The following is a 22,896-nucleotide window of genomic DNA, read 5'->3' as shown; positions in this document are numbered from 1 at the left end:
GCCCGCCCCCCTTCCAGGGCTCGCCCCCCAGACCGCTCCCTCACCAGGCCGGTGGGCCGATTCTTTCTGGGCGCGCGGCCCCGAGACGGTCCTCCTGCCGGGGCGGCTGGCCGATCTTTTCAGGGGCGCCCCGAGGCGGTCCTTCCGCCAGGGCGGTGGGCCGATCTTTTCAGGGGCGCGCCCCCGGGCGGTCCTTCCGCCAGGACGGCTGGCCGATCTTTTCAGGGGCGCGCCCCCGGGCGGTCCTTCCGCCAGGACGGCTGGCCGATCTTTTCAGGGGCGCGGGGAACTGCGCGGCCAGCCCCCACCGGGCTTTCAGCCCGAAAACAACCGCATCTGCCCCGCTGGGGCCGGTTCTTCAGCCGCGTCACCGCGCGGGCTGAGCGCGCAGTTCCCCGCGCCCCTTCGGGGCCCGACCCGCCGTGCGAACACCGCGCCACCGTCGTGGCGGGCCGCGCAGTTCCCCGCGCCCCTAAAGACACGTGGCTGGCCCCTCGGCAGAAGAACCGCCCGGGGCCGCGCACCGAAAGATCGGCGGACCGCCGCCCGCGAGCGCGGGTGCAGGGGCCGCGCCCCGAAAGATCGGCCCGCCGCCCCGCAGAAGAACCGCCCGGGGCGTGGGGGAACCCCGCGGCGGGGTTAGCCGAGGGCTTCGGTGAAGCTGGTGGCGCCCATGGCAGAGGTGACGGTGGCACGGTATTTGGGGCAGGAGCCCAAAGCGGCAGCGTCAAGATCGGCGGCGGTGCGCGGCTTCTGATCGGGATGCTGCTCGATCCAGTTGGCGAGGTCGATGGCGAAGAACGCCTTGGCGCCCGCGGGGGCGCCGGAGTCCTTGATGCGGGGCCCCTCCTTGGCGAGGAAGGCGCAGAAGGTCGGCCCGTCGACCGGATTGGCACCGCCGGAGCCACCGGAGGCGGAGGCTGAGGCTGAGGCGGAGGCTGAGGCGGACGGAGAGGCGGCAGAAGCACTGCCGGTGGCCTTGCCCGACCCCGTGGCGGACGGCCTGGAACCCCCCGAGCCCCCGCCGCAGGCGGCCAGCAGGAGCACTCCGGCCACCGCGACCCCGGCCGCCGGCACCGTACGTCTGATCACCCGTCTCGTAGCGGAACGCGTCACGTCGACTCCCCCCAGGAAGGCGCCACGGCGGCGCCCGGTGGCCGGACCGTACCGAGCGCGGAGGCCCGGCGTCCCACCCCCGGCACGGATGGTTACAGCGTGAGGACCCGGCGGTGACAGCCGGACCCGGACGCGGACCGCCGTATGACATCTGTCATGGGGAAGACACGACTCGCGGCACTGCACGGGCGAGGGGCGGGCGGGCGAAGCTTGGTGGCATGAGCGCGATGGGGATGACGACCGCGAACGGGCCGGGGGCCGCCGTCAAGGGCGAGCCCGTGGTCGCCTTCAGCGATGTGAACAAGAGCTTCGGGCCGGTGCGGGCCGTCGCGGAGCTGAGCCTGACGCTGCACCCGGGCGAGACGGTGGCCCTGCTGGGCCCGAACGGCGCGGGGAAGTCGACCGCGCTCGACCTGATGCTGGGGCTGCGGAACGCGGACAGCGGGAGCGTGCGGCTGTTCGGCACGACCCCGGCGCAGGCCATCGCGGCGGGCCGGGTGGGCGCGATGCTCCAGAGCGGCGGCCTGATGGAGGACGTGACCGTACGGGAGCTGGTGAGCCTGGCGTGCGACCTGCACCCGAAGGCGTACCCGGTGGACGAGGTGCTGGCCGGCGCCGACATCGCCGACATCGCCGACCGCAAGGTCAACAAGCTCTCCGGCGGTCAGGAGCAGCGCGTACGGTTCGCGCTCGCGACGGCCGGGGCGAACGACCTGATCGTGCTGGACGAGCCGACGGTCGGCATGGACGTCAGCGCGCGGCAGGCGTTCTGGGCCACGATGCGCGGCCAGGTGGAGCAGGGCAGGACCGTGCTGTTCGCCACCCACTACCTGGAGGAGGCGGACGCCATCGCGGACCGCGTCCTGGTGCTGCACCGGGGGCGGCTGATCGCCGACGGGACGGCCGCGGAGATCAAGGCGCGGGCGGGCGCCCGCCGGATCACCTTCGACCTGGACGGCACGCCGGACGAGCGGGCGCTCGGCGCGCTGCCGCACATCGTCGGCCTCGACATCACCGGCCCGACCGTCCGCATCCGCTCCGACGACGCGGACGCCACGACGCACGCCGTGTACGCGCTCGGCCTGTACCCGCGCAATCTGGAGGTCTCGGGCCTCGGCCTGGAGCAGGCCTTCCTCGCCATCACCGACGCAGCGTCCGCCGAGGAGGCGGAGAACCGATGAAGACCCTGGTCAGACTGGAGATCGTCCGCACCCTGCGGAACCGCAAGTTCATGTTCTTCTCGGTGCTCTACCCGGGCCTGCTCTTCCTGATCATCACGGCGGGCGCCGACAGGACGAAGAAGATCGACGGCCTGAATCTCACGCTGGTCGCGTACTACATGGTCGCGATGGCGGCGTTCGGCGCGATGACGGCGGTGCTGATGGGCAACGCCGAGCGGATCGCGCGGGAGCGCGAGAAGGGCTGGGTGCGGCAGTTGCGGCTGACCGCGCTGCCCGGCCGCGGCTACGTCACCGCGAAGATCGCCTCCGCGGCGACCGTCAGCCTGCCGTCGATCCTGATCGTGCTGATCCTCGGCGCGACCGTGAAGAACGTCCGGCTCGACGCCTGGCAGTGGATCGCGATCCTGGGCGCGACCTGGGCGGGCAGCATGGTCTTCGCGGCGCTCGGCGTCGCCATCGGATACGTGGCCACGGCCGACGTCGCCCGGCCGGTCTCGATGCTCGCCTACTTCGTCCTGGCGATGCTCGGCGGTCTGTGGGTGCCGATCACCACCTTCCCGCACTGGCTCCGGACGACGGCCGACTACCTGCCGGGACGGCCGTACGCGGCGCTCGGCCAGTCCATCGAGTTCGGCAACGCGCCGCACGCCCGTGACATCGCCGTCCTCGCCTTCTACCTGCTGCTCTTCGCGGGTACGGCCGCCTGGCTGTACCGCAAGGACACGCAGAAGGCGTGACGCGGATGGCGAAGGAGGAGCAGGCGCGGCGGACACGGGCACAGGCACGGGCGGAGGAGCAGGCGCGGGCGCGGGACCGGCCCTGGCCGCCGTGGCGGCAGGCGGTGGAGGACGCGGACACCACCGCCGTGGGCCGCGCCCCCGAGACGCGCGGCCAGGCGTTGGTCAAGCTGATGTGGATCGGCATCTGGCTGCTCTACCTCGGCTCCCCCGTCAGCGACCTGGCCGACGGCCACCACGGCGCCCTGGTCACCGTCGTCGCCGGCTGCGGCCTGCTCGTCTTCGTCGTCTCCTACCTCGCCGTCGTCTTCCTGCGCACCAACACCGCGTACATGCAGGAGCGTTGGGTGTACGGGGTGCTCGCCGCCCAGCTCGCGCTCGCCTTCACGCTGTCCGCGACGCTCGGCAAGGACTGGCTGGTGATGTTCGTCTACGTGGCCGTCGCCTGCGGGGCGTCGCTGCCGGGCACACAGTCCCGGTGGGCGATTCCCGCGGTCACGGCGGCACTCGCCGGGGTCGGCGCCTGGGTCGACAGCAGCGGCGACCTCTACCCGGCACTGGTCATCCCGGCCCTGCTCGGCGGCTTCGCGATGGTGGGCGTGCGGCAACTCGTCCGGACCATGCGGGAGTTGCGCGAGGCGCGGGAGACGGTGGCGCATCTGGCCGCCACCGAGGAGCGGTTGCGGCTCGCCCGTGACCTGCACGACCTGCTCGGGCACTCGCTGTCCCTGATCACGCTCAAGAGCGAACTGGCCGGGCGGATGCTGCCGGACCGGCCGCAGGACGCGGCGCGGCAGGTCGCCGACATCGAGAAGGTCAGCAGGCAGGCGCTGGTCGACGTACGGGAGGCGGTCAGCGGCTACCGCCGCCCGACGCTGGCCACCGAACTGGCCTCCGCGCGCTCCGCGTTGGCCTCCGCCGGGATCGCCGCGCGCGTCCACCAGCCGGACCGGCTGCCCGGTCTCGCGCCGGACGGCGAGGGCGCCCTGGCCTGGGCGCTGCGCGAGGCGGTGACCAATGTCGTCCGTCACAGCGGCGCCCTCACCTGCGTGATCGCCCTGGGCACCAGTGCGGACGGCGCCGCCGCCACCCTCACCGTCTCCGACGACGGCCGCGGCCCCGCTCCCCACCACACCCCGGGCAACGGCCTCAACGGCCTGACCGAGCGCCTCATCCTGGCCGGCGGCACCCTGCGCACCGCGCCCTCGGGCGACGGCGGCTTCCGCCTGACGGCGACGGTGCCGGTCGGCGCCGACGAGACGAGTCCGACCGGCGTCTGAGAACCCCTGGGGCCGTCTCAGCCCGCCACGTTCGGCAGGGTCACATCGCGCTTGGCGCCCGTCGCGTCCAGCGCGGGCAGCAGGGCGTCCGCGACGTCCTGCGGGGTGACGGCCCTGGTGGAGCCGTCCTTCGCCTTGAGCTTGACGGGGTCGAACGTGCCGCCGTAGAGCCCCTTGAGGACCGCGAGGTCGATGTGCGGCTGAAGCTTGCCGTCCGCGTCCGGCACCATCGTCAGGAACTTCGGGATCGACTTCATCGGCCCGAACTTGATGGACTTCAGGCCCGCCCGGACGACGACGAAGTCGGACATGGCCCGCTTGCCGAACCCGTTGACGGCGGCGTCCAGTTCGGCCTGGGTGACCTTCGGCGGGGTGGTCGTGACCGGCAGCGCGATGGCCGGGTTGGAGCCGGTCTCGGCGCGCGTACGGTACGCGGCGGCGACCTTGGCCGCGGCGGCGTTCACGTCGAAGGACTGACCGGACTTGCCCGCCACCGGGACGGCCTTGCCGTCGGCGAAGCGGACCATGCCGTCGGAGCCCGAACCGCTCTGGCCCGCCAGTGACTTGAGCGCGACCCGCAGCTTGTCCTCGTCGACGACTATGACCGGGTCGGCGACGCGGCTGCCGCCGAAGAGCGAGCCGACGACGGAGACCGGGTTGTAGTCGGAGTGCGCGACCCCCCGGACCGTCGCGTCGGTGTCGACCGACAGGCCCGCCACCGACGGCTTGAGGCTCAACTTGCGGTCGCCGATGGTCAGTTCGAGCGGCGCGGTCTTGCGGTCACCGAGCGCGGTGTCCAGCATCTTGACCGCGTCGCCCTTGTTCTGGTTGCCGATGTCGACGCCCACCACGGTGGTGCCCTTCGGCACGTCGCCGTGGGTCATCAGCAGTCCGGCGCCGTACGCGAGCACCGCGATGGTGCACACCCCGACGCCCAGCAGGGCCACCTTGGAGCGGCCCTTCTTCTTCGCGGGCGGACGCGGCGCGGCGGGCGCGGGCTGCGCCGCGCGCGGCTCGGCGATGACGGGGGCGGGCACGGGACCGGCGCCGGGGCCGCCCGGCACGGGCGCGGCGGGGCCCGGCGCACGCGGCGTGCGCGCTCCCGGACCTCCGGGCTGCACGGCCGGAATACCGCTGACCAACGTGTCGTCCGACAGCCGTCCGCCCGGGCCGTCCGGCACGACGGGCGGCCGGAAGCCGCCGCTGGTGTCCTCGGGACCGAGCCCGTCGCCGGGAGGCGTCGGGGCGCGGAAGCCGCCGCTGGTGTCCTCGGGGCCGGGTCCGTCGCCGGGCGTCGGCGGGCGGAAGGCGGAGGGGGCGGACCGGCCGCGCTGGTCGGCGGCGGGCGGCACCTGCATGTGGCCGGTGACCGGGCCGGTGGTCGGCCCCGCGGGCGGCTGGTACTCAGGGAAGGGGCTGTTGGGTCCGTCGGCGGGCGGCGCGTAGGGGGCCGCGGCGGCCTGGGCGCCGTACGGGGTGCTCAGCGGATCGGGACCCTGCCCCTGGCCCTCGCCCTGGTCCTGGTCCTCGGGACGGCCGTACGGGTCGGGTCCGGGGAAGGTGCCCGAGGGCCGCGGCACTCCGGGCGGGAACGCGTCGATGCCGTACGGCGGCTCCGGCTGCGGCTCCGTACCGAATTCCGGGCCGAACTCCCCGGCGAAGAGCGACGGGACACCGGCGGCCGGGGTGTCGTGCGGGCCGCGCGCGGAAGGGTCGCCGCCCTGCGGGGTGCCGACCGGCGGCGGGAGGTACGGCGTGGACGCCGTACCGGGCGCGGCGGCCGACGACGGGTACGGGCTCGAACCGGTACGGGAGTCGGAGCCCGCACCGGAGCCCGCACCGGCACCGGCAGCAGGACCGGCGCCCGTACCGGAACCCGCGCCGGAGGCGGGAGCGGAGCCAGGACCCGGCTGCCCGGCCTGGGACTTGCGCGGCGCGAACCAGTCGCTGGTCTTCTCCGGCTGCGGCTCCGGCTCGCCCGACGCCTCGGCGGCGGCCGGTTCCGCGGCGGGCGCGGGCTCGGGCGCGGGCGGCTCGGGCGCCGGGTTGTTCTCGTCGACCGGCTTGCGGACCACGACCGGCGGGATCGGGCGCGAACCGGGGATGTTGATCCGGATGCGCGTCGTCAGCGTCGTCTCGGTCTTCGGCTCGTCGGCCGGCGGCGGTTCGGGCGCGGCGGCCGGCTCGGGCGTACCGCCCGGTCGCGGACGCTCCTGCGGGTGCAGCGAAGGAAACGGGCGCGAGCCGTACGGCGGAGTGCCCGAGGGGTACGCGGCACCGCCGCGGCCCTGCGGCCCGGACGACGAACTGTCAGTTTCACGACTCAAAGCAGGCTCTCCCGGTTAGCTTCGCCACCCGTCACGGTTCTCCGCGGGCGGCTCGCCGGCGCGCACCACCATACCGACCGGCGTGTAACGACGACTCTGGTCCGGCGGAACGCTCGGTCTCAGCCAACCACGAGCCCGCCCCCGCCCGCCAAGTCAGGCGGTATTCGGCCCGGATGGGGGCAGTTGGGGCAGGGTGGCGCAGATCACGCCCGCCATGGCCCCGCCGAGCAGGTACACATACGGTCCGAGTCCGGCCGCGAACAGGAAGTCACCTTCGGGCCGGGTGGTGCTCAGCAGCATCACGCACACCAGCCAGACCCCGGCGGGCACGACCGCGCCGAGCCGGGTGCGGGTGAGCGTCACCCCGCCGTAGAAGACCGCCACGCAGCCCGCGAGGCCCAGCAGCAGCCCGCCGGGGAACCAGCCCGCCTGGACGAGCGCCCCGGCCGCCGCGACCAGCGCTCCGAGCACACCGAGGACGACGTACGCGACCACGCGCAGCGGCTGGCTCACCGCGCACCGCCGTCGGAGTCGGGACCGCCCTCGGCGGGGAAGAGGTCGTCGCCGCGGCCCTCGGTCAGGGCCTCGCCGCGCACCTGCCGGTAGTGCTCGGTGGCGAAGAACGGCTGGCCGAGGTCGTTGGAGAGCGCGAAGAAGGGGCCGTCCACGGCGATCTGGCTGGCGTGCGCGCGCATCGCGGCCGTCTTCTGCCCGGTGTAGTCGGCGCCGTCGACGGTGACGGTGACGAGGTCGTCGTCGACGACACCCGGCACGTCGTCCACGGAGGCGATCCCGCCGAAGGGGAAGTCCTTGCCCGCCGCCGCCAGCCGCGCGAAGCCCGCCTCGACGATCGAGCGCGGGGTGCAGATCTCGTAGACCCGCGCGATCCGGTGGCCCCGCTCGGCGGCCAGTTCGTAGCCGCGCAGCGCGACCCGGTGCGCCTGGATGTGGTCGGGGTGGCCGTAGCCGCCGTTGCTGTCGTACGTGACCAGCACCTGCGGGCGCGTGTCGAGGATCACCTCGGCCAGGTGTCCCGCCGCCTCGTCCAGGTCGGCCTGCCAGAAGCAGTCCTCGCGGTCGTTCTGGGAGACGCCCATCATCCCGGAGTCGCGGTAGCGGCCCGCGCCGCCGAGGAAGCGGTGGTCGGTGACGCCCAGCTCGGCCATCGCGGCCGCGAGTTCACCGATGCGGTACTCGCCGAGGGTGTCGTCGCGGTCGGCGGCCAGGTGCGCCAGCTCGGGCGGGATCACCTCGCCCTCTTCACCGAGGGTGCAGGTGACCAGGGTGACAAGGGCGCCCTCTGCCGCGTACTTGGCCATGGTCGCGCCGTTGTTGATCGTCTCGTCGTCCGGGTGGGCGTGGACGAGCAGCAGACGCCGCGCGGGAAGATCGGTCATGAGGGAAGCCTACGGCTCCCCGGCGTACCGCTCTTCCCCGCAGCTCACCGAGCCCGGCACGGGCCGCTCAGAACTTGATGTCCGAGATCATCCCCGCAACGTTGTTGGTGAGGTCTGTGATCTGTGGCGCCCAGGTTGAACTCGCCAGGTAGAAACCGAGCAACGTACAGGCGATCGCGTGCCCGGCTTTGAGCCCGGAACGGCGGATCAACAGGACGACGACGATCAGCAGCAGCAGCACCGCCGAAATCGAGAGTGCCACAGCGGCTCACCTCCCAGTACGCAGGGTCATGTCAGTTGCCACATGCTTATTACCCACCCACGGCTACTGATCATAACTTTCCGTGCCACCGCATATGTCGGGGCACGGAAGCACATGGGGGCGCATGACCAGATCCAGCCACCGGGCGCGGTCCTCGCGGTGGTGCTCCGGCGCAGGTGGGGAGGTACGGCGGCGGCCGGTCCCCGGGAAGAACGGCGAGTGTCGGACGTACGGCCTAGTGTCACGGATATGACGCAGCTCTCATTCCCCCGACAGCACGCCCGTACGCAGCGGTTCACCCTCGGCGCCCCGCGCTCCTTCACCGTGTCGCCCGACGGCGGCCGGGTGGTGTTCCTCAGATCCCGCGCAGGGGACGACCCGTCACATCTGCTGTGGGTCCGTGACCTGCGGGAAGAAGGGGCGGGCGAGGGCGCGGGCACGGAGTACGCGGCGGCCGACCCCGCGGCGCTGCTCGACGGCGGCCAGGAGGAGCTGTCGGCGGCCGAGCGGGCGCGCAGGGAGCGCAGCCGGGAGGGCTCCGCGGGCGTCGTGGGCTATGCGGTGGACGACACGGTGTCGCTGGCCTCCTTCGCGCTCTCCGGGCGGCTGTTCACCGCCGGGCTGCTGCCGGGGGCCGCGGGGGCACGGGAGTTGACGGTGCCGGGTCCCGTGGTCGATCCGCGGCCCTCGCCGGACGGCCGGTGGGTGGCGTACGCCTCGGGCGGCGCGCTGCGGGTCGTGGCGGCCTCGGGCGCGGACGACAGGGCGCTGGCGGAGCCGGACGGCGAGTCGGTGTTCTGGGGGCTGGCGGAGTTCATCGCCGCCGAGGAGATGTCGCGCAGCCGCGGCTTCTGGTGGGCGCCGGACAGCTCCGCGGTGCTCGCCGCGCGGGTGGACGAGTCACCGGTCGGCCGCTGGTGGATCTCCGACCCGGCGCACCCCGAGCGCCCGCCGGCCGAGGTGGCCTACCCGGCCGCCGGTACGGACAACGCGGTGGTGACGCTCGCGCTGCTCGGCCTGGACGGCTCCCGGGTGGACGTGGAGTGGGACCGGGAGCGCTACCCGTACCTGGCGGCCGTCCACTGGTCGGCGGCCGGTCCGCCGGTCCTGCTGGTGCAGGCCCGCGACCAGCGCGAACAGCTCTACCTGAGCGTGGACATCGCGACCGGTACGACGCGGACGCTGCGCACGGAGGAAGATCGAATTTGGCTGGATCTCTTCCCCGGCGTCCCCGCCACCACGTCCGACGGCACCTTGGTGCGGATCGCCGACGAGGGCGACGTACGGGTGCTGATGGTCGGCGACCGGGCGCTGACCGGTCCCGAGTCGCATGTGCGGGCGGTGCTGGACGTCGGCGACGAGGACGTGCTGATCGCCGCGTCGGCGGGCGCCGCCGCCGCCGAGCCGGAGATCGGCGAGCTGCATGTGCTGCGGGTGAGCGAGCGGGGCGTGGAGCGCGTCTCGACCGAGCCCGGCGTGCACACCGCGACGCGCTCGGGGCGGGTGACGGTGCTGCACTCGGCGACGCCGGACCGTCCGGGGCGCACGGCGCGGGTGCTGCGCGACGGCGAGCAGATCGCGGAGATCGCCTCGTACGCGCAGACGCCGTCGCTGACCGCCAGGGCGCGGCTGACCGAGGCGGGCGAGGACCGCATCCCGGCCGCCGTCCTGCTGCCGAGCGGATACGCCGAGGGCGACGGGCCGTTGCCGGTGCTGCTCGACCCGTACGGCGGCCCGCACGGCCAGCGGGTGCAGGCGGCGCACAACGCGCATGTGGTCTCGCAGTGGTTCGCCGACCAGGGCTTCGCGGTGATCGTCGCGGACGGCCGCGGCACCCCGGGGCGCTCCCCCGGCTGGGAGAAGGCCATGGCGGACAAGCTGATCGAGGTGTCGCTGACCGACCAGATCGCCGCGCTGCACGCGCTGGCGGGGACGTATCCGCTGGATCTGGGCCGGGTGGCCATTCGCGGCTGGTCGTTCGGCGGCACGCTGGCCGCCGCGGCGGTGCTGCGCCGTCCGGACGTCTTCCACGCGGGCGTCTCGGGCGCGCCGTTGACCGACCAGTGGCTCTACGACACGCACTACACCGAGCGTTACCTGGGGCAGCCCGGCGAGCGGCCGGGCGTGTACGAGGCGAATTCGGTGGTCACGCGGGACGGCATCACCGAACTCGCCGAGCCCGCCAGGCCGTTGATGATCATCCACGGCCTGGCCGACGACAACGTGATGGTGGCCAACAGCCTGCGGCTGTCCACCGCCCTGCTCGCCGCGGGCCGCCCGCACGAGGTGCTGCCGCTGTCCGGCATCACGCACATGACGCCGCAGGAGCAGGTCGCGGAGAATCTGCTGCTGCTCCAAGTGGACTTCCTGAAGCGGTCCCTGGGCCTGGACAAGAGCTGAGGTCCAGCCGCGCGGGTGATCAGCGTCCGTCGCCGCCCGGCTCCCGCGGGAAGCCGGGCGGGGGCGGCGGGTAGCCCGGCGGGGACTGCGGCGGAAACTGCGGCGGCGGGCCGAACCCCCCGCCCGCGGGCGGCTGTTGAGGCGGCTGGGAATAAGGGGACGCGTGGGGCGGCTGACCCCAGCCGCCGGGAGCGGGCGCGGAGCCCGGTGCCGAACCCGGTGCCGGGCCCGGCGTTGACCCCGGCGCGGATGCGGGCACGGACCCCGGCGCCGCGCCGTACCCCAGCGGCGGCGGACCCCAAGCGGGCACCGGCCGCGGGCCGTCCGTACTCCTGCCGGGCACCGCCAGCAGCAGGAGCACCACCAGCCCCACCGCCAACTCGACGACCAGGAAGACCTGCTGACTCTTCTGATACAGCGGCAGGTGGTCGAACTCGAACAGCTGGTGGTAGCTGTGCCAGTTGTCCAGCGCGACGACGCAGAAGACGACCGCCGCGAAGCCGAAGGCGACGCCGAGCGCCCTGGAAGCCGCCGACTTCGCGAAGGCGACCCAGGCGACGAGCAGCGCGAACACGACCCGCAGCCAGCCCGCGTAGGCGACCGGCATGCCGAGCAGCGTGGTCAGCGTGCCCTCGCCGGTCAGCAGGTGCCGGTAGAAGTGCGGCGGAAAGTCGTTGGCCGTCGTGTACTTGTGCGTCTCGAAGATCTGCCAGCCGGCCCCCTCGATCGCGAGCAGCACCAGCAGCACCCCCGCGGCCACCGCCGCTCCGCGCCGCGGCCCCACCGGCGCGGCGCCGGGCCCGCTCGACGGCGCGGTGTCCGACGGCGCACCGCTCAGCGGCACATCCCCGACCGGCGCGCCGCCCCGCACCGGGCGCCTGCCCGCGAGGCCGATGACCACGAGCGCGATCCCGCCGAGCGTGAAGGCGACCGCGGTGGCCAGCGCCCGGGTGTGCATCTGCGCCCCGGCGGTCCAGTCGGACTGGAAGATCCACAGACCGGGCAACCGATATCCGAACGCGAAGACCCCGGCGGTCACGAAGGCCCACCCGGCGGCGGGCCGCGCGGACCACACCAGGGCGCCGAGCAGGACCACGAGCAGTACGCCGTCCAGCGCCGCGGTGGCCAGCAAAGCGTGCTGGTAGACGGCGTGGTCGAGGCCGAGCCAGGCCCAGAGCGTGTCGTGGAATCCGACGTGCTTGATGTCGCGGACCGTCCAGGCGATCTCCACCGCGACGAGAACCGCGCAGATCAGCGCCCCCGCGATCCGCGCTCCCGGCGCGAGTGTCCGCGGTCCGACCGGACCGGGCGGCGTGAAGCCGGACCCCTGCCCGTACGGCGACTGCTGCTGCATACCCTGCTGCATGGCCTTCTCCCCCATGGCCCAGTGTTCCCTCAGATATACCCGTGCCACTTGGGGTAGGAACAGTCGGTTCGCGAACCAGGAGGAGACTGCGGGGAGTTGACGAGCGGCCGGCCGGGGTCGCTCGCGACGCCCGGCCGGCCTACGGCACCCGCACGGCCGTACGTTGTTCAGACTGCTACGTCCGTATATCGGAGTTGCGACGGCTAAGTTGCACGCATGTTAACGCGCTTCGCCTGGATATATCCGAAATGCCCGATGTTTTGGATCACTGTCAAGCACGTACGGAGGACGATCTGCAAAATCTTCGCTCAAGATGCCAAACAACAAGCTTTCTTCCCTCCTTCCCCCCTTGACTGAAGGTTGATTCCATTGCGAAAGTCCGCTCAACCCGCGACGCACAACCCCGTCGCGTCGACCAGACTCCTGCTGCGGGGGCAATCGCGATGACGAGTTCCACATCGACCACGGTCACCGAGCCGATCGGTGACCCCGGCGACCCCGGGAAGGAGGGGGCAGCGGCCACGAAGGTGGACCCCGAGTTGGTCGGGCGGTCACCGGGCCAGCTCATGTGGCGGCGGTTCAGGCGCGACCGAACCGGTGTCATATCGGCCTATGTGGTCCTGTTCTTCTTCGCGATAGCGATCTTCGCTCCCTTGATCGCCAAGCTGTACGGCAAGAACCCGTACACTCTCTACGGGCAGAACAGTCCGGACCTGCTCAACGAGTTCGGCTACCCGGTCGCGCCCAACGGCGGTATCAGCAGCCACTTCTGGTTCGGCATCGAACCCACGCTGGGCCGCGACGTCTTCACCCAGCTCCTCTACGGCATCCGCACCTCGCTGGCGATCAGCATCGCGGTGACGATCATCGTCACCATCACCGCGATCATCCTCGGTGTGGTCGCCGGATACATGGGCGGCAAGACGGACTACTTCATCGGCCGGATCAGCGACCTGCTGATGGCGTTCCCCGCCCAGCTCTTCTTCGTCGCTTTCATGCCCGTGGTCACCGCGCTTCTGGTGTCGCCGTCCGACGCGACCCCCACCTACATCCGCGTGATCGCGCTGATCGTGGTGCAGTGGTTCCTCGGCTGGATGGGTCTGGCCCGCTTGCTGCGCGGCCAGGTGCTCACGCTTCGGGAGCGTGAGTTCATCGAGGCCGCCCGGGTCACCGGCGCCTCGCCCTGGCGCATCGTCCGCCGGGAACTGCTGCCCAACCTGGTCACCCCGATCCTGGTGCAGAGCACGCTCATGCTGCCCGGGTTCGTGACCGCCGAGGCGGGCCTGTCCTTCCTCGGTGTCGGCCTCGTGGAGCCGACCCCCGACTGGGGACGGATGTTCGCCAGAGCCGGTGAGATCTACCAGAACGACCTCACCTACATGTTCTTCCCGGGTATCGCCATGGTGATCTTCATCGTCGCGTTCAACCTGCTCGGGGACTCGGTCCGGGACGCGTTCGATCCGAAGACCGCACGCTGAGGAAGCACAGCAACAGGGGGTGGCTGCCGCCCCTCTCACCAGGAGAGCCAGGCAGCTAACAGGTAACAACGAACAGGGGTGCATTCACCGCTATGAACCTTTCCATGCGTAGAACCCGGGCTGCGTTGGTGGCGGTCGCCGCCGGTGCGCTGGTTCTCACCGCTTGCAGCAGCGGCGGCGGGGGCGGCAAGGGCGAGAACAACGACGCCAAGCAGAAGCAGGACAAGAGCAAGACCCAGCTTCAGTCGCAGATCACCTTCGGTGACGCCGCGGCCTCCACCGGACCGGCGGAGCCCATCGCGGGCGCCGAGCAGGGCGGCACACTGCACGCCCTGGAGCGCGACAGCTACACGCACCTCGACCCGGGCCAGATCTACGTCAGCAACGAGGGCCAGCTCGCCACCCTGATCCACCGTGGTCTGACCACGTACAAGCTGGACAGCAAGGGCAACTACACCGTCGTCGGCGACCTCGCCACGGACAGCGGTGTGGAGTCCGACGGCGGCAAGACCTGGACCTTCAAGCTGAAGGACGGGATCAAGTTCCAGGACGGCACGCCGATCACGGCCACGGACATCCGCTGGACCGTTGAGCGGCTGTTCGCCCCGTTCGTCACCAACGGCCCGCAGTACCTGCAGCAGTGGCTGGCCAACACCAGCGGCTCGGACTTCCGCAAGCTGCTCCCGGAGGGCCCGTACAAGGGCAAGCACCTGCCGGACAGCCTGCTGTCGACGCCGGACGACAAGACCATCGTCTTCCACTTCCCGAACCCGGAGCCCGACGCTCCGTACCTGTTCGCGATGCCGGGCTACTCGGTGGTGGACCACGCGAAGGACACCAAGGAGAAGTACGACAAGGCGCCCGTCGCGTCCGGTCCGTACATGATCAAGACCTTCGACACCGGCAAGTCCATGACCCTGGTGAAGAACCCCGCCTGGGACCCGAAGACGGACGCGGCGCGTCACCAGTACGTCGACACGTACGACATCACGTTCAACCACCAGGCCGAGGACTCCACCAAGCGCCTGATGTCGGACTCCGGTGACAACCAGACCTCGCTGAGCTTCGCGAACGCGGTCGACCCGGACGACACCCCGACCGTGGTGGGCACCCCGTCGATCTACAAGCGCACGGTGGCCGGTTACCAGCCGTTCGTGGGTGAGATCAACTTCAACATGAACAAGATCAAGGACGTCAACATCCGCAAGGCGTTGGCGCTCGCGATCCCGACCAAGCCCGTGTGGCAGGCGCTCGGTGCCTCCTACGGCGCCGAGTACGCGGGCGGCTTCATCAGCCCGACCCTCGCCGGTTACCAGAAGGCCGACCCGCTGGGCAAGGTCGCCAAGCCCGACGGTGACCCGGTGGCGGCCAAGAAGCTGCTCACGGACGCCGGCAAGGTCGGCATGAAGATCACCTACGCGTACATCAACACCACCGCCGGCCAGCAGTACTCCCTGGCGATCGCCAACACGCTGACCCAGGCGGGCTTCAACGTCCAGCGCAAGGAACTGCCGTCGGACACGTACTACGACCTGATCGGCAAGGTCGACAACCCGTACGACATCTACGCCTCCGCGTGGGGTGCCGACTGGCCGTCGACCCTGACGGTGATCCCCCCGGTCTTCGACGGCCGGACGATCGCCGACCAGGCGCCGAACTACTCGCACGTGAACGACCCGCACATCAACTCCGAGATCGACCGCATCAAGAAGATCACGGACCCGAAGGAAGCGGCTGACGCCTGGTTCCAGCTCAACACCTACATCACCACCAAGGTGATCCCCGGTGTTCCGACTGTGTACTACAAGCAGCTCCAGATCTTCGGTTCGAAGGTGGGCGGCGTTGTCTACAACAACGTCACCTCGGGCATCGACCTGACGAAGCTGTACGTCAAGAAGTAAGCACCCTCGCGGCCTTCGGTGGGGCCGGGCAGCCGCCCGGCCCCACCTGGGGTGCGATCACCCGCCCACCGCCGCCGTCCTCTGAGAGCTGCGACCGCCATGCTTCGATTCCTCGTCCGCCGGACGCTCGGCGCTCTGGTCATTCTTTTGTTCATCAGCGCCTTCACGTTCTTCCTCTTCTTCGCCATTCCGCACGACCCCGCGCTCCTTTCCTGCGGCAAGAACTGCACGCCGCAGAACATCGCGCTGATCCACCACAACCTGGGTCTCGACCACCCGGTGCCGGTCCAGTACTGGAACTACATGGTGCGGATATTCACCGGCCACAGGTTCAGTGCCGGCAACTGCCCCGCGCCCTGCCTCGGTTACTCGTTCGCCACGAGTGAGCCGGTCTGGCCGACCCTGATGAACCGCCTGCCCACGACCATCTCGCTCGCCGCGGGCGGCACCGTGGTCTTCCTGCTCGTCGGTCTCGGCTCCGGCATGCTGGCCGCCTGGAAGCGCGGCACGTTCATCGACAAGATCTTCAGCTCCGCGTCGCTGGTTCTCAGCTCGATGCAGATCTACTTCCTCGGCCCGATCGTGCTGGCCCTGCTGGTCTACAACAACCAGATCCTGGATCAGCCCAAGTACGTGCCGTTCACGCAGAATCCGCTCTCCTGGTTCAACGGACTGCTCATCCCATGGTGTGTGCTGTCGGTGATCTTCACCGCCAACTACACGCGTATGTCGCGCTCGACGATGATCGAGCAGCTACAGGAAGAACATGTACGGACCGCGCGTGCCAAGGGCATGTCGTCGGCGTACGTCTTCTTCCGGTACGCCTGGCGTGGCTCGCTGATCCCCATCGTCACGATCCTCGGTATCGACCTCGGCTCGCTGTTCGGCGGCGCGATGATCACCGAGTACACCTTCCAGCTCGCCGGGCTCGGCCGACTGGCGATCGACTCCGTGATGAAGACGGACCTGCCCATGCTCATGGGCGTGATGCTCTTCAGCGCCACCTTGATCGTCCTGTTCAACATCATCGTGGACGCCGCCTACGCGTTCATCGACCCGCGCGTGCGACTGTCCTAGGAGAACGTCAGTGACCACCATGACCAAGCCCGAGGAGGGCACGCACAAGGGCGGGTCGGACTCGTTCTTGTCCGTACGCGACCTGTACGTCCACTTCTCCACCGAGGACGGCACCGTCAAGGCCGTCGACGGTCTCTCCTTCGACCTGGAGCGCGGCCAGACGCTCGGTATCGTCGGTGAGTCCGGCTCCGGCAAGTCGGTGACGAACCTGTCGATCCTCGGGCTGCACAATCCGGCGACCACCGAGATCGCCGGGGAGATCATCCTGGACGGCCAGGAGCTGACCGGTGCGAGCAACCGCACGCTGGAGCGGCTGCGCGGCAACAAGATGGCGATGATCTTCCAGGACCCGCTGACCGCCCTGTCGCCGTACTACACGGTCGGCCGGCAGATCGCGGAGCCGTACCGGAAGCACCTGGGCGCCAGCAAGCGCGAGGGCCGGGACCGGGCGATCGAGATGCTGGAGAAGGTCGGCATCCCGCAGCCCAAGCAGCGCGTGGACGACTACCCGCACCAGTTCTCCGGCGGTATGCGGCAGCGCGCGATGATCGCGATGTCGCTGGTGTGCAACCCCGATCTGCTGATCGCCGACGAGCCGACCACCGCGCTCGACGTGACCGTGCAGGCCCAGATCCTGGACCTGCTCAAGGACCTCCAGCAGGAGTTCGGGTCCGCGATCATCCTGATCACCCACGACCTCGGTGTGGTCTCCAAGGTCGCCGACGACCTGCTCGTGATGTACGCCGGGCGCGCCGTGGAGCGCGGTTCGGTGCGGGAGATCGTCAAGGAGCCGCAGCACCCGTACACCTGGGGTCTGCTCAGCTCGATGCCGCGCCTCAGCGGCAATGTCGACGACCCGCTGACGCCGATTCCGGGCGCTCCGCCGAGCCTGCTCAGGCCGCCGACCGGCTGCCCGTTCCACCCGCGCTGCGAGTTCCCCGCGCTGGTCGGCGGCGACACCTGCGTCACGTCGCGGCCCGACCTGCCGGCTGGTCGCGGTTCCGCGTGCCATCTGACCGCGGAACAGCGGCAGTCCGTATTCATCGAGAAGATTCAGCCCCGGCTGGGCTGACCGGTCACCAGGGGCAGGCATACCACCATGAGCAACGACACCAGCGCTACCGTGACCGAAACGGTCCCGGAACAGCGCGACAAAAGGCCCGTCGGCGAGAAGCTGCTGGAGGTCAAGGACCTCACCAAGCACTTCCCGATCTACGGCGGCTTTCCGTTCAGGCGCCAAGTGGGCGCCGTCAGGGCCGTGGACGGGGTGGACCTGGAGGTCCACGCCGGCGAGAGCTTCGGCCTGGTGGGTGAGTCGGGCTGCGGCAAGTCGACGACCGGCCGGCTGATCACCCGGCTGCTGGAGCCGACCGGGGGCAGCGTGCTGTACCGGGGCCAGGAGATCGCGCACTCCTCGCGCAAGGAGCTGGCGCCGATCAGGTCCGAGATCCAGATGATCTTCCAGGACCCCTACTCGTCGCTGAACCCGCGCCAGACGGTCGGCACCATCATCGGCGGCCCGATGGAGATCAACGGGATCAACCCGCCCGGCGGGCGCGAGAAGCACGTGCGCGAGCTGCTGGAGACCGTCGGTCTCAACCCGGAGCACTACAACCGCTTCCCGCACGAGTTCTCCGGCGGTCAGCGGCAGCGCATCGGCGTGGCACGGGCGCTGGCCCTCAAGCCGAAGCTGATCGTGGCGGACGAGCCGGTGTCGGCGCTCGACGTGTCGATCCAGGCCCAGGTCGTCAACCTCCTGCAGAAGGTGCAGGAGGAGATGGGCATCGCGTTCCTGTTCATCGCGCACGACCTGGCGATCGTGCGGCACTTCTCGCAGCGCGTCGCGGTGATGTACCTGGGCAAGGTCGTGGAGGTCGGCGACCGCGACTCGATCTACCTGCGCCCGCGCCACCCGTACACCCACGCGCTGCTGTCCGCGGTGCCCGAGGTGGACGTGGACCACGCGGACGACCGCGAGCGGATCCGGCTGGCCGGTGACGTGCCGTCGCCGATCAACCCGCCGTCCGGCTGCCGCTTCCGCACCCGGTGCTGGAAGGCGCAGGACAAGTGCGCGACGGACGAACCGCCGCTGGTCCAGATCGACGGGAACACGGACGGGCACCTGACGGCCTGTCACTTCCCCGAAGAGCCGACGATCGCGGCGCGGGACGAGGACATCGTCCTCGACCCCGCGCTGGCCGCGATCGAGGAGGCGGCTGACAAGACCCTTTGACCCGGGCTCAGTTCAGCCTCCGCTCGGAAACGGTCCGTACCCGGACACCCCAGCACCACCCGGGTACGGACCGTCTCGCGTTGCCGGCGCCCGTCACACGCTCCCGGCCGCGGCGCGCGCTCAGTCGTTCGGGACGACCTGCTTCTCCTCCGCGAAGTGGCACGCCGAGTCGTGCTCGGCCGGGCCCGCCGTGCCGCGGAAGGCCGGGGGGACCGCCAGCAGCGGCTCCTCCAGGGTGCAGCGCTCCTGGGCCTTCCAGCAGCGGGTGCGGAAGCGGCAGCCGGAGGGCGGGTTGGCCGGGGAGGGCACGTCGCCGGAGAGGATGATCCGCTCGCGGTGCTCACGCGCGGCCGGGTCCGGGACCGGGACGGCGGAGAGCAGGGCCTGGGTGTACGGGTGCGTGGGGTGCTCGTAGATCGCCTCGTCGCCGCCGATCTCGACGATCTTGCCGAGGTACATCACGCCGACCCGGTCGGAGATGTGCCGGACGATCGACAGGTCGTGCGCGATGAACATGTAGGAGAGGTTGAACTCCTTCTGGAGATTGCCCATCAGGTTGATGACCTGGGCCTGCACCGACACGTCGAGCGCGGAGACCGGCTCGTCGGCCACGATGATCTCGGGGCGCAGCGCCAACCCCCGTGCGATGCCGATGCGTTGCCGCTGGCCGCCGGAGAACTGGTGCGGATACCGGTTGATGTACTCGGGGTTGAGGCCGACCACGTCCAGCAGGTCCTGCACGCGCTTGCGCCGGTCGCCCTTGGGCGCGACCTCGGGGTGGATCTCGTACGGCTCACCGATGATGTCGCCGACGGTCATACGGGGGTTCAGCGAGGTGTACGGGTCCTGGAACACCATCTGGATGTTGCGCCGGACGGCCTTCAGGGCCCGCCCCGACAGCTTGGTGATGTCGTCGCCCTTGTACAGGATGCGTCCGGCGGTGGGCACTTCGAGGTTCATCAGCAGCCGGGCGACGGTCGACTTGCCGCAGCCGGACTCGCCGACGATGCCCAGCGTCTCGCCGGGGAAGAGGTCGAAGGAGACACCGTCGACGGCCTTGACCGCGCCGATCTGCTTCTTGAACAGGATGCCCTGGGTCAGCGGGAAGTGCTTGACCAGGTCGCGTACTTCGAGGATCGGCTCGTGCGCCGCCTTGACCGGGTCCTTGTGCATGACGGGCTGTTCACTCACCGAGCGTCTCCTTCCAGAAGTGGCAGGCGCTCGCCCGGTCGGGGCTCACCTTCGCCAGCGGGGGCACATCGGTGCGGCAGATGTCCTGGGCCATCGGGCAGCGCGGGTTGAAGGCGCAACCGGGCGGAATGTGCAGCAGGTTGGGCGGCAGCCCCTTGATCGCGTACAGCTCCTGGCCCTTCTGGTCCAGCCGCGGGATCGACTGCAACAGGCCCTTGGTGTACGGGTGGGCGGGCCGCTTGTAGATCTCGTGGACCGGCGAGGTCTCCACGATCCGGCCCGCGTACATCACGGCGATCTTGTCGGCCACGTCCGCGACGACGCCCAGGTCGTGGGTGATGAGGATCAGGCCCATGTTGAACTCCCGCTGGAGTTCGGCCAGCAGATCCATCACCTGCGCCTGCACCGTCACGTCGAGCGCGGTCGTCGGCTCGTCGGCGATGATCAGCGCGGGTTCCAGGGCCATCGCCATGGCGATCATCACGCGCTGCCGCATACCGCCGGAGAACTGGTGCGGGTACTGCTTGACGCGTTCGGCGGCGGCGGGGATGCGGACCCGTTCCATCAGCTCGACGGCCTTGATCCGCGAGTCCTTCTTCGACATGCCCTGGTGGGTGGTGAACATCTCGCCGAGCTGTTCCCCCACGGTGAGCACGGGGTTGAGGGACGACAGCGCGTCCTGGAAGACCATCGCCATCTTCGCGCCGCGGACCTTGCGCCGCTCCTCGCCGACCATCGTCAGCAGGTTCTTGCCCTGGAAGACGATCTCGCCCTTGGTGATGAAGCCGGGCGGCGAGTCGAGGATGCCCATGATGGCCTGCGCGGTCACGGACTTGCCGGAGCCGGACTCGCCGAGCACGGCCAGCGTCTCGCCCTCGGCCACCGAGTACGTGACGCCGTTGACCGCCTTGGCGACCCCGTCCCTGGTACGGAATTCGACGTGCAGATCGTGGACGTCCAGCAGGTTGCCGCTGGGCGGGGCGCTGGTGTGTTCTGCGGCCAGGTACTCGGTGCTCATGTACGGGCTCCTCAGCGCAGCTTGGGGTCGAGGGCGTCGCGCACCGCGTCGCCGAGCATGATGAAGGCCAGCACGGTGATGCTCAGCGCGCCCGCGGGCCACAGCAGCATGTGCGGCGCGTTGCGGATCTGCGAGGACGCGTCGGAGATGTCGATGCCCCAGGAGACGGTGGGCGGTTTGAGGCCCACGCCGAGGTAGGACAAGGTCGCCTCCAGCGCGATGTACGTACCCAGCGCGATGGTGCCGACGACGATGACCGGCGCGACGGCGTTGGGCGTGATGTGCCGCAGCAGGATGCGGGAGTTGCCCGCGCCCAGCGCCCGCGCGGCCTGCACGTAGTCGTTCTCCCGCGAGGTGATCACCGAGCCGCGGGCGATACGGGCGATCTGCGGCCAGCCGAGCAGCACCATGAAGCCGATGACCGGCCAGACGGTGCTGTTGGTGACCACGGACAGGAAGACCAGGCCGCCGAGGATGACCGGGATGCCGAAGAAGATGTCGCTGATCCGGGAGAGGACCGCGTCCCACCAGCCGCCGAAGAACCCGGCGAGGCCGCCGAGGACGCTGCCGAGGAGGACCACGCCCAGGGTCGCGCAGACGCCGACGGTGACCGAGGCGCGGGCGCCGTAGACCACGCGCGTGTAGACGTCGCGGCCCTGCTGGTCGTAGCCGAAGGGGTGGCCGGGGCTCGCGCCCTGCTGGGCCTTGGACAGGTCGGCCTTCAGCGGGTCCTGGGTGGCGATCAGTCCGGGCCAGATCGAGATGATCACCAGGAAGAGGATGATCAGCGCGGCGATGATGAAGATGGGGTTGCGCCGCAGGTCGCGCCAGGCGTCCGACCACAGGCTGCGCGGCTTCTCCGCGGGGTCGCCGCCGTCGGGCCCCGGCCCCTTCTCCAGTGACCCGGCCTCCTCCGCCGCCAGGTCGAAGCCGCCGCCACCGCCCGCGGCCGAGACGGACTGGCCGGGGTCGAGCGGGTTGCTCTGTTCAGGCATAACGAATCCTCGGGTCCAGGACCGCGTACAGCAGGTCGACTAGCAGATTCGCCAGCAGGAAGACCAGCACCAGGATCGTGACGAAGCCGACCACCGTCGGCGAGTTGTTGCGCAGGATGCCCTGGTAGAGCTGGAAGCCGACGCCGTGGATGTTGAAGATGCGCTCGGTGACGATCGCGCCGCCCATCAGGCCGCCGATGTCGGTGCCGATGAAGGTGACCACCGGGATCAGCGAGTTGCGCAGCAGGTGCCGGAAGATCACCTTGCGGCGTGGCAGGCCCTTGGCGACGGCGGTGCGCAGATAGTCGGCGCGGGTGTTCTCGGCGATCGAGGTACGGGTCAGCCGGGTGACGTACGCGAGCGAGACCAGGGCGAGGACCAGGCCCGGCAGGATCAGTTCGTTGAACGGGGCGCTGGGGGAGACCGAGGGGCTGACCCAGCCGAGCTTCACGCCGAACAGGTACTGGAGCACGTAGCCGGTCACGAACGTGGGCACCGAGATGACGACCAGGGTCATCAGCAGCACCCCGGTGTCGATCGGCTTGCCGCGCCGCATGCCGGTGATCACGCCGAGCAGGATGCCGATGATGATCTCGAAGATGATGGCGACGATGGTGAGCCGGATGGTGACCGGGAAGGCGCTGCCCATCAGGGAGGTGACGGACTGCCCGTTGAAGGCGGTGCCGAAGTCGCCGCGGAAGATGTTCCCCATGTAGAGCAGGTACTGCTTCCACAGCGGGTCGTTCAGGTGCAGGTCCGAGCGGATCTGGGCAGCGGTGGCGGGGTCCGGTGCGCGGTCGCCGAAGAGCGCGGCGACGGGGTCGCCGAGCGCGTAGACCATGAGGAAGATCAGGAATGTGCTGCCGATGAACACCGGGATCATCTGGAGCAGCCGCCGGATCACATAGCGTCCCATGCGGTGCCTTCCGAAGGGCCT

Annotated in this window: 19 protein-coding genes; 9 read left to right on the top strand and 10 right to left on the bottom strand. The window is 70.4% G+C overall.

Features of this window, described 5'->3' with window-relative positions:
• Positions 1–639: 639 nt before the first annotated feature.
• On the bottom strand, positions 640–1,116 hold the full coding sequence (locus ACFZAM_RS24470) for a hypothetical protein (protein WP_391049295.1): 477 nt from the start codon (positions 1,114–1,116) through the stop codon (positions 640–642).
• 227 nt (positions 1,117–1,343) lie between these two features.
• Here ACFZAM_RS24470 and ACFZAM_RS24465 point away from each other — a divergent pair, with 227 nt between their 5' ends.
• The 3 genes from ACFZAM_RS24465 to ACFZAM_RS24455 are packed head-to-tail and all read left to right on the top strand — an operon-like array spanning position 1,344 to position 4,314.
• Positions 1,344–2,297, top strand: coding sequence for an ABC transporter ATP-binding protein (locus ACFZAM_RS24465; protein WP_355348350.1), 954 nt, complete (start codon positions 1,344–1,346; stop codon positions 2,295–2,297).
• On the top strand, positions 2,294–3,034 hold the full coding sequence (locus ACFZAM_RS24460) for an ABC transporter permease (RefSeq protein ID WP_355348229.1): 741 nt from the start codon (positions 2,294–2,296) through the stop codon (positions 3,032–3,034). The genes ACFZAM_RS24465 and ACFZAM_RS24460 overlap by 4 nt, the downstream gene beginning before the upstream one ends.
• A 5-nt stretch (positions 3,035–3,039) precedes the next feature.
• Positions 3,040–4,314 carry a sensor histidine kinase gene (locus ACFZAM_RS24455; protein ID WP_366823736.1) on the top strand — a complete coding sequence of 425 codons (1,275 nt, stop codon included), beginning with the start codon at positions 3,040–3,042 and terminating at the stop codon, positions 4,312–4,314.
• 17 nt (positions 4,315–4,331) lie between these two features.
• Here the strand turns inward: ACFZAM_RS24455 and ACFZAM_RS24450 are convergent, their stop codons facing one another.
• The 4 genes from ACFZAM_RS24450 to ACFZAM_RS24435 all read right to left on the bottom strand — a co-directional run bounded on the left by ACFZAM_RS24450 (position 4,332) and on the right by ACFZAM_RS24435 (position 8,300).
• Positions 4,332–6,641, bottom strand: coding sequence for a hypothetical protein (locus ACFZAM_RS24450; protein WP_391049291.1), 2,310 nt, complete (start codon positions 6,639–6,641; stop codon positions 4,332–4,334).
• Between the two features lie 153 nt (positions 6,642–6,794).
• A complete protein-coding gene (locus tag ACFZAM_RS24445; protein WP_317453004.1) occupies positions 6,795–7,154 on the bottom strand; it encodes a DUF6113 family protein in 360 nt (119 codons plus the stop codon).
• Positions 7,151–8,038, bottom strand: a complete 888-nt coding sequence (mshB, locus tag ACFZAM_RS24440; RefSeq protein WP_391049289.1) for an N-acetyl-1-D-myo-inositol-2-amino-2-deoxy-alpha-D-glucopyranoside deacetylase — start codon at positions 8,036–8,038, stop codon at positions 7,151–7,153. The genes ACFZAM_RS24445 and mshB overlap by 4 nt, the downstream gene beginning before the upstream one ends.
• Before the next feature lie 67 nt (positions 8,039–8,105).
• Entirely contained in the window at positions 8,106–8,300 is a 195-nt protein-coding gene (locus tag ACFZAM_RS24435; protein WP_355348242.1) for a hypothetical protein, read from the bottom strand.
• A 249-nt stretch (positions 8,301–8,549) separates the two neighbouring features.
• On the opposite strand from ACFZAM_RS24435, the gene ACFZAM_RS24430 reads away from it, so the two are divergent.
• Positions 8,550–10,700, top strand: coding sequence for a prolyl oligopeptidase family serine peptidase (locus ACFZAM_RS24430; RefSeq protein ID WP_391049286.1), 2,151 nt, complete (start codon positions 8,550–8,552; stop codon positions 10,698–10,700).
• A 19-nt stretch (positions 10,701–10,719) separates the two neighbouring features.
• On the opposite strand, the gene ACFZAM_RS24425 is transcribed toward ACFZAM_RS24430, so the two are convergent.
• Positions 10,720–12,066, bottom strand: coding sequence for a hypothetical protein (locus ACFZAM_RS24425; protein WP_391049284.1), 1,347 nt, complete (start codon positions 12,064–12,066; stop codon positions 10,720–10,722).
• Positions 12,067–12,509: 443 nt separating this feature from the next.
• On the opposite strand from ACFZAM_RS24425, the gene ACFZAM_RS24420 reads away from it, so the two are divergent.
• The 5 genes from ACFZAM_RS24420 to ACFZAM_RS24400 all read left to right on the top strand — a co-directional run bounded on the left by ACFZAM_RS24420 (position 12,510) and on the right by ACFZAM_RS24400 (position 18,755).
• Positions 12,510–13,544: an ABC transporter permease gene (locus tag ACFZAM_RS24420; protein WP_355348251.1), complete on the top strand. Its 1,035-nt coding sequence runs from the start codon at positions 12,510–12,512 to the stop codon at positions 13,542–13,544.
• 104 nt (positions 13,545–13,648) lie between these two features.
• A complete protein-coding gene (locus ACFZAM_RS24415) occupies positions 13,649–15,445 on the top strand; it encodes an ABC transporter substrate-binding protein (protein WP_355348254.1) in 1,797 nt (598 codons plus the stop codon).
• Between the two features lie 99 nt (positions 15,446–15,544).
• Positions 15,545–16,522: an ABC transporter permease gene (locus ACFZAM_RS24410; protein WP_355348256.1), complete on the top strand. Its 978-nt coding sequence runs from the start codon at positions 15,545–15,547 to the stop codon at positions 16,520–16,522.
• A gap of 10 nt (positions 16,523–16,532) precedes the next feature.
• Entirely contained in the window at positions 16,533–17,594 is a 1,062-nt protein-coding gene (locus tag ACFZAM_RS24405; RefSeq protein ID WP_391049281.1) for an oligopeptide/dipeptide ABC transporter ATP-binding protein, read from the top strand.
• Between the two features lie 27 nt (positions 17,595–17,621).
• Positions 17,622–18,755, top strand: coding sequence for a dipeptide ABC transporter ATP-binding protein (locus ACFZAM_RS24400; protein WP_391049279.1), 1,134 nt, complete (start codon positions 17,622–17,624; stop codon positions 18,753–18,755).
• Between the two features lie 120 nt (positions 18,756–18,875).
• Here ACFZAM_RS24400 and ACFZAM_RS24395 read toward each other — a convergent pair whose 3' ends face one another.
• The 4 genes from ACFZAM_RS24395 to ACFZAM_RS24380 are packed head-to-tail and all read right to left on the bottom strand — an operon-like array spanning position 18,876 to position 22,875.
• Positions 18,876–19,928, bottom strand: a complete 1,053-nt coding sequence (locus tag ACFZAM_RS24395; RefSeq protein WP_355348357.1) for a dipeptide ABC transporter ATP-binding protein — start codon at positions 19,926–19,928, stop codon at positions 18,876–18,878.
• Positions 19,929–19,938: 10 nt separating this feature from the next.
• A complete protein-coding gene (locus tag ACFZAM_RS24390) occupies positions 19,939–20,964 on the bottom strand; it encodes an ABC transporter ATP-binding protein (protein ID WP_355348260.1) in 1,026 nt (341 codons plus the stop codon).
• An 11-nt stretch (positions 20,965–20,975) separates the two neighbouring features.
• Positions 20,976–21,959 (bottom strand): ABC transporter permease, encoded by a 984-nt coding sequence (locus ACFZAM_RS24385; protein WP_355348263.1) that lies wholly within the window; start codon positions 21,957–21,959, stop codon positions 20,976–20,978.
• A complete protein-coding gene (locus tag ACFZAM_RS24380) occupies positions 21,952–22,875 on the bottom strand; it encodes an ABC transporter permease (RefSeq protein WP_355348266.1) in 924 nt (307 codons plus the stop codon). Before ACFZAM_RS24380 ends, ACFZAM_RS24385 begins: the two co-directional genes overlap by 8 nt.
• Between the last annotated feature and the right edge of the window lie 21 nt (positions 22,876–22,896).

The sequence above is a fragment of the Streptomyces sp. NPDC008079 genome (genome assembly GCF_042957385.1).
In the GTDB taxonomy this organism is placed as follows: Bacteria; Actinomycetota; Actinomycetes; order Streptomycetales; family Streptomycetaceae; genus Actinacidiphila.
This window is presented reverse-complemented; position numbering and strand designations above follow the sequence as displayed.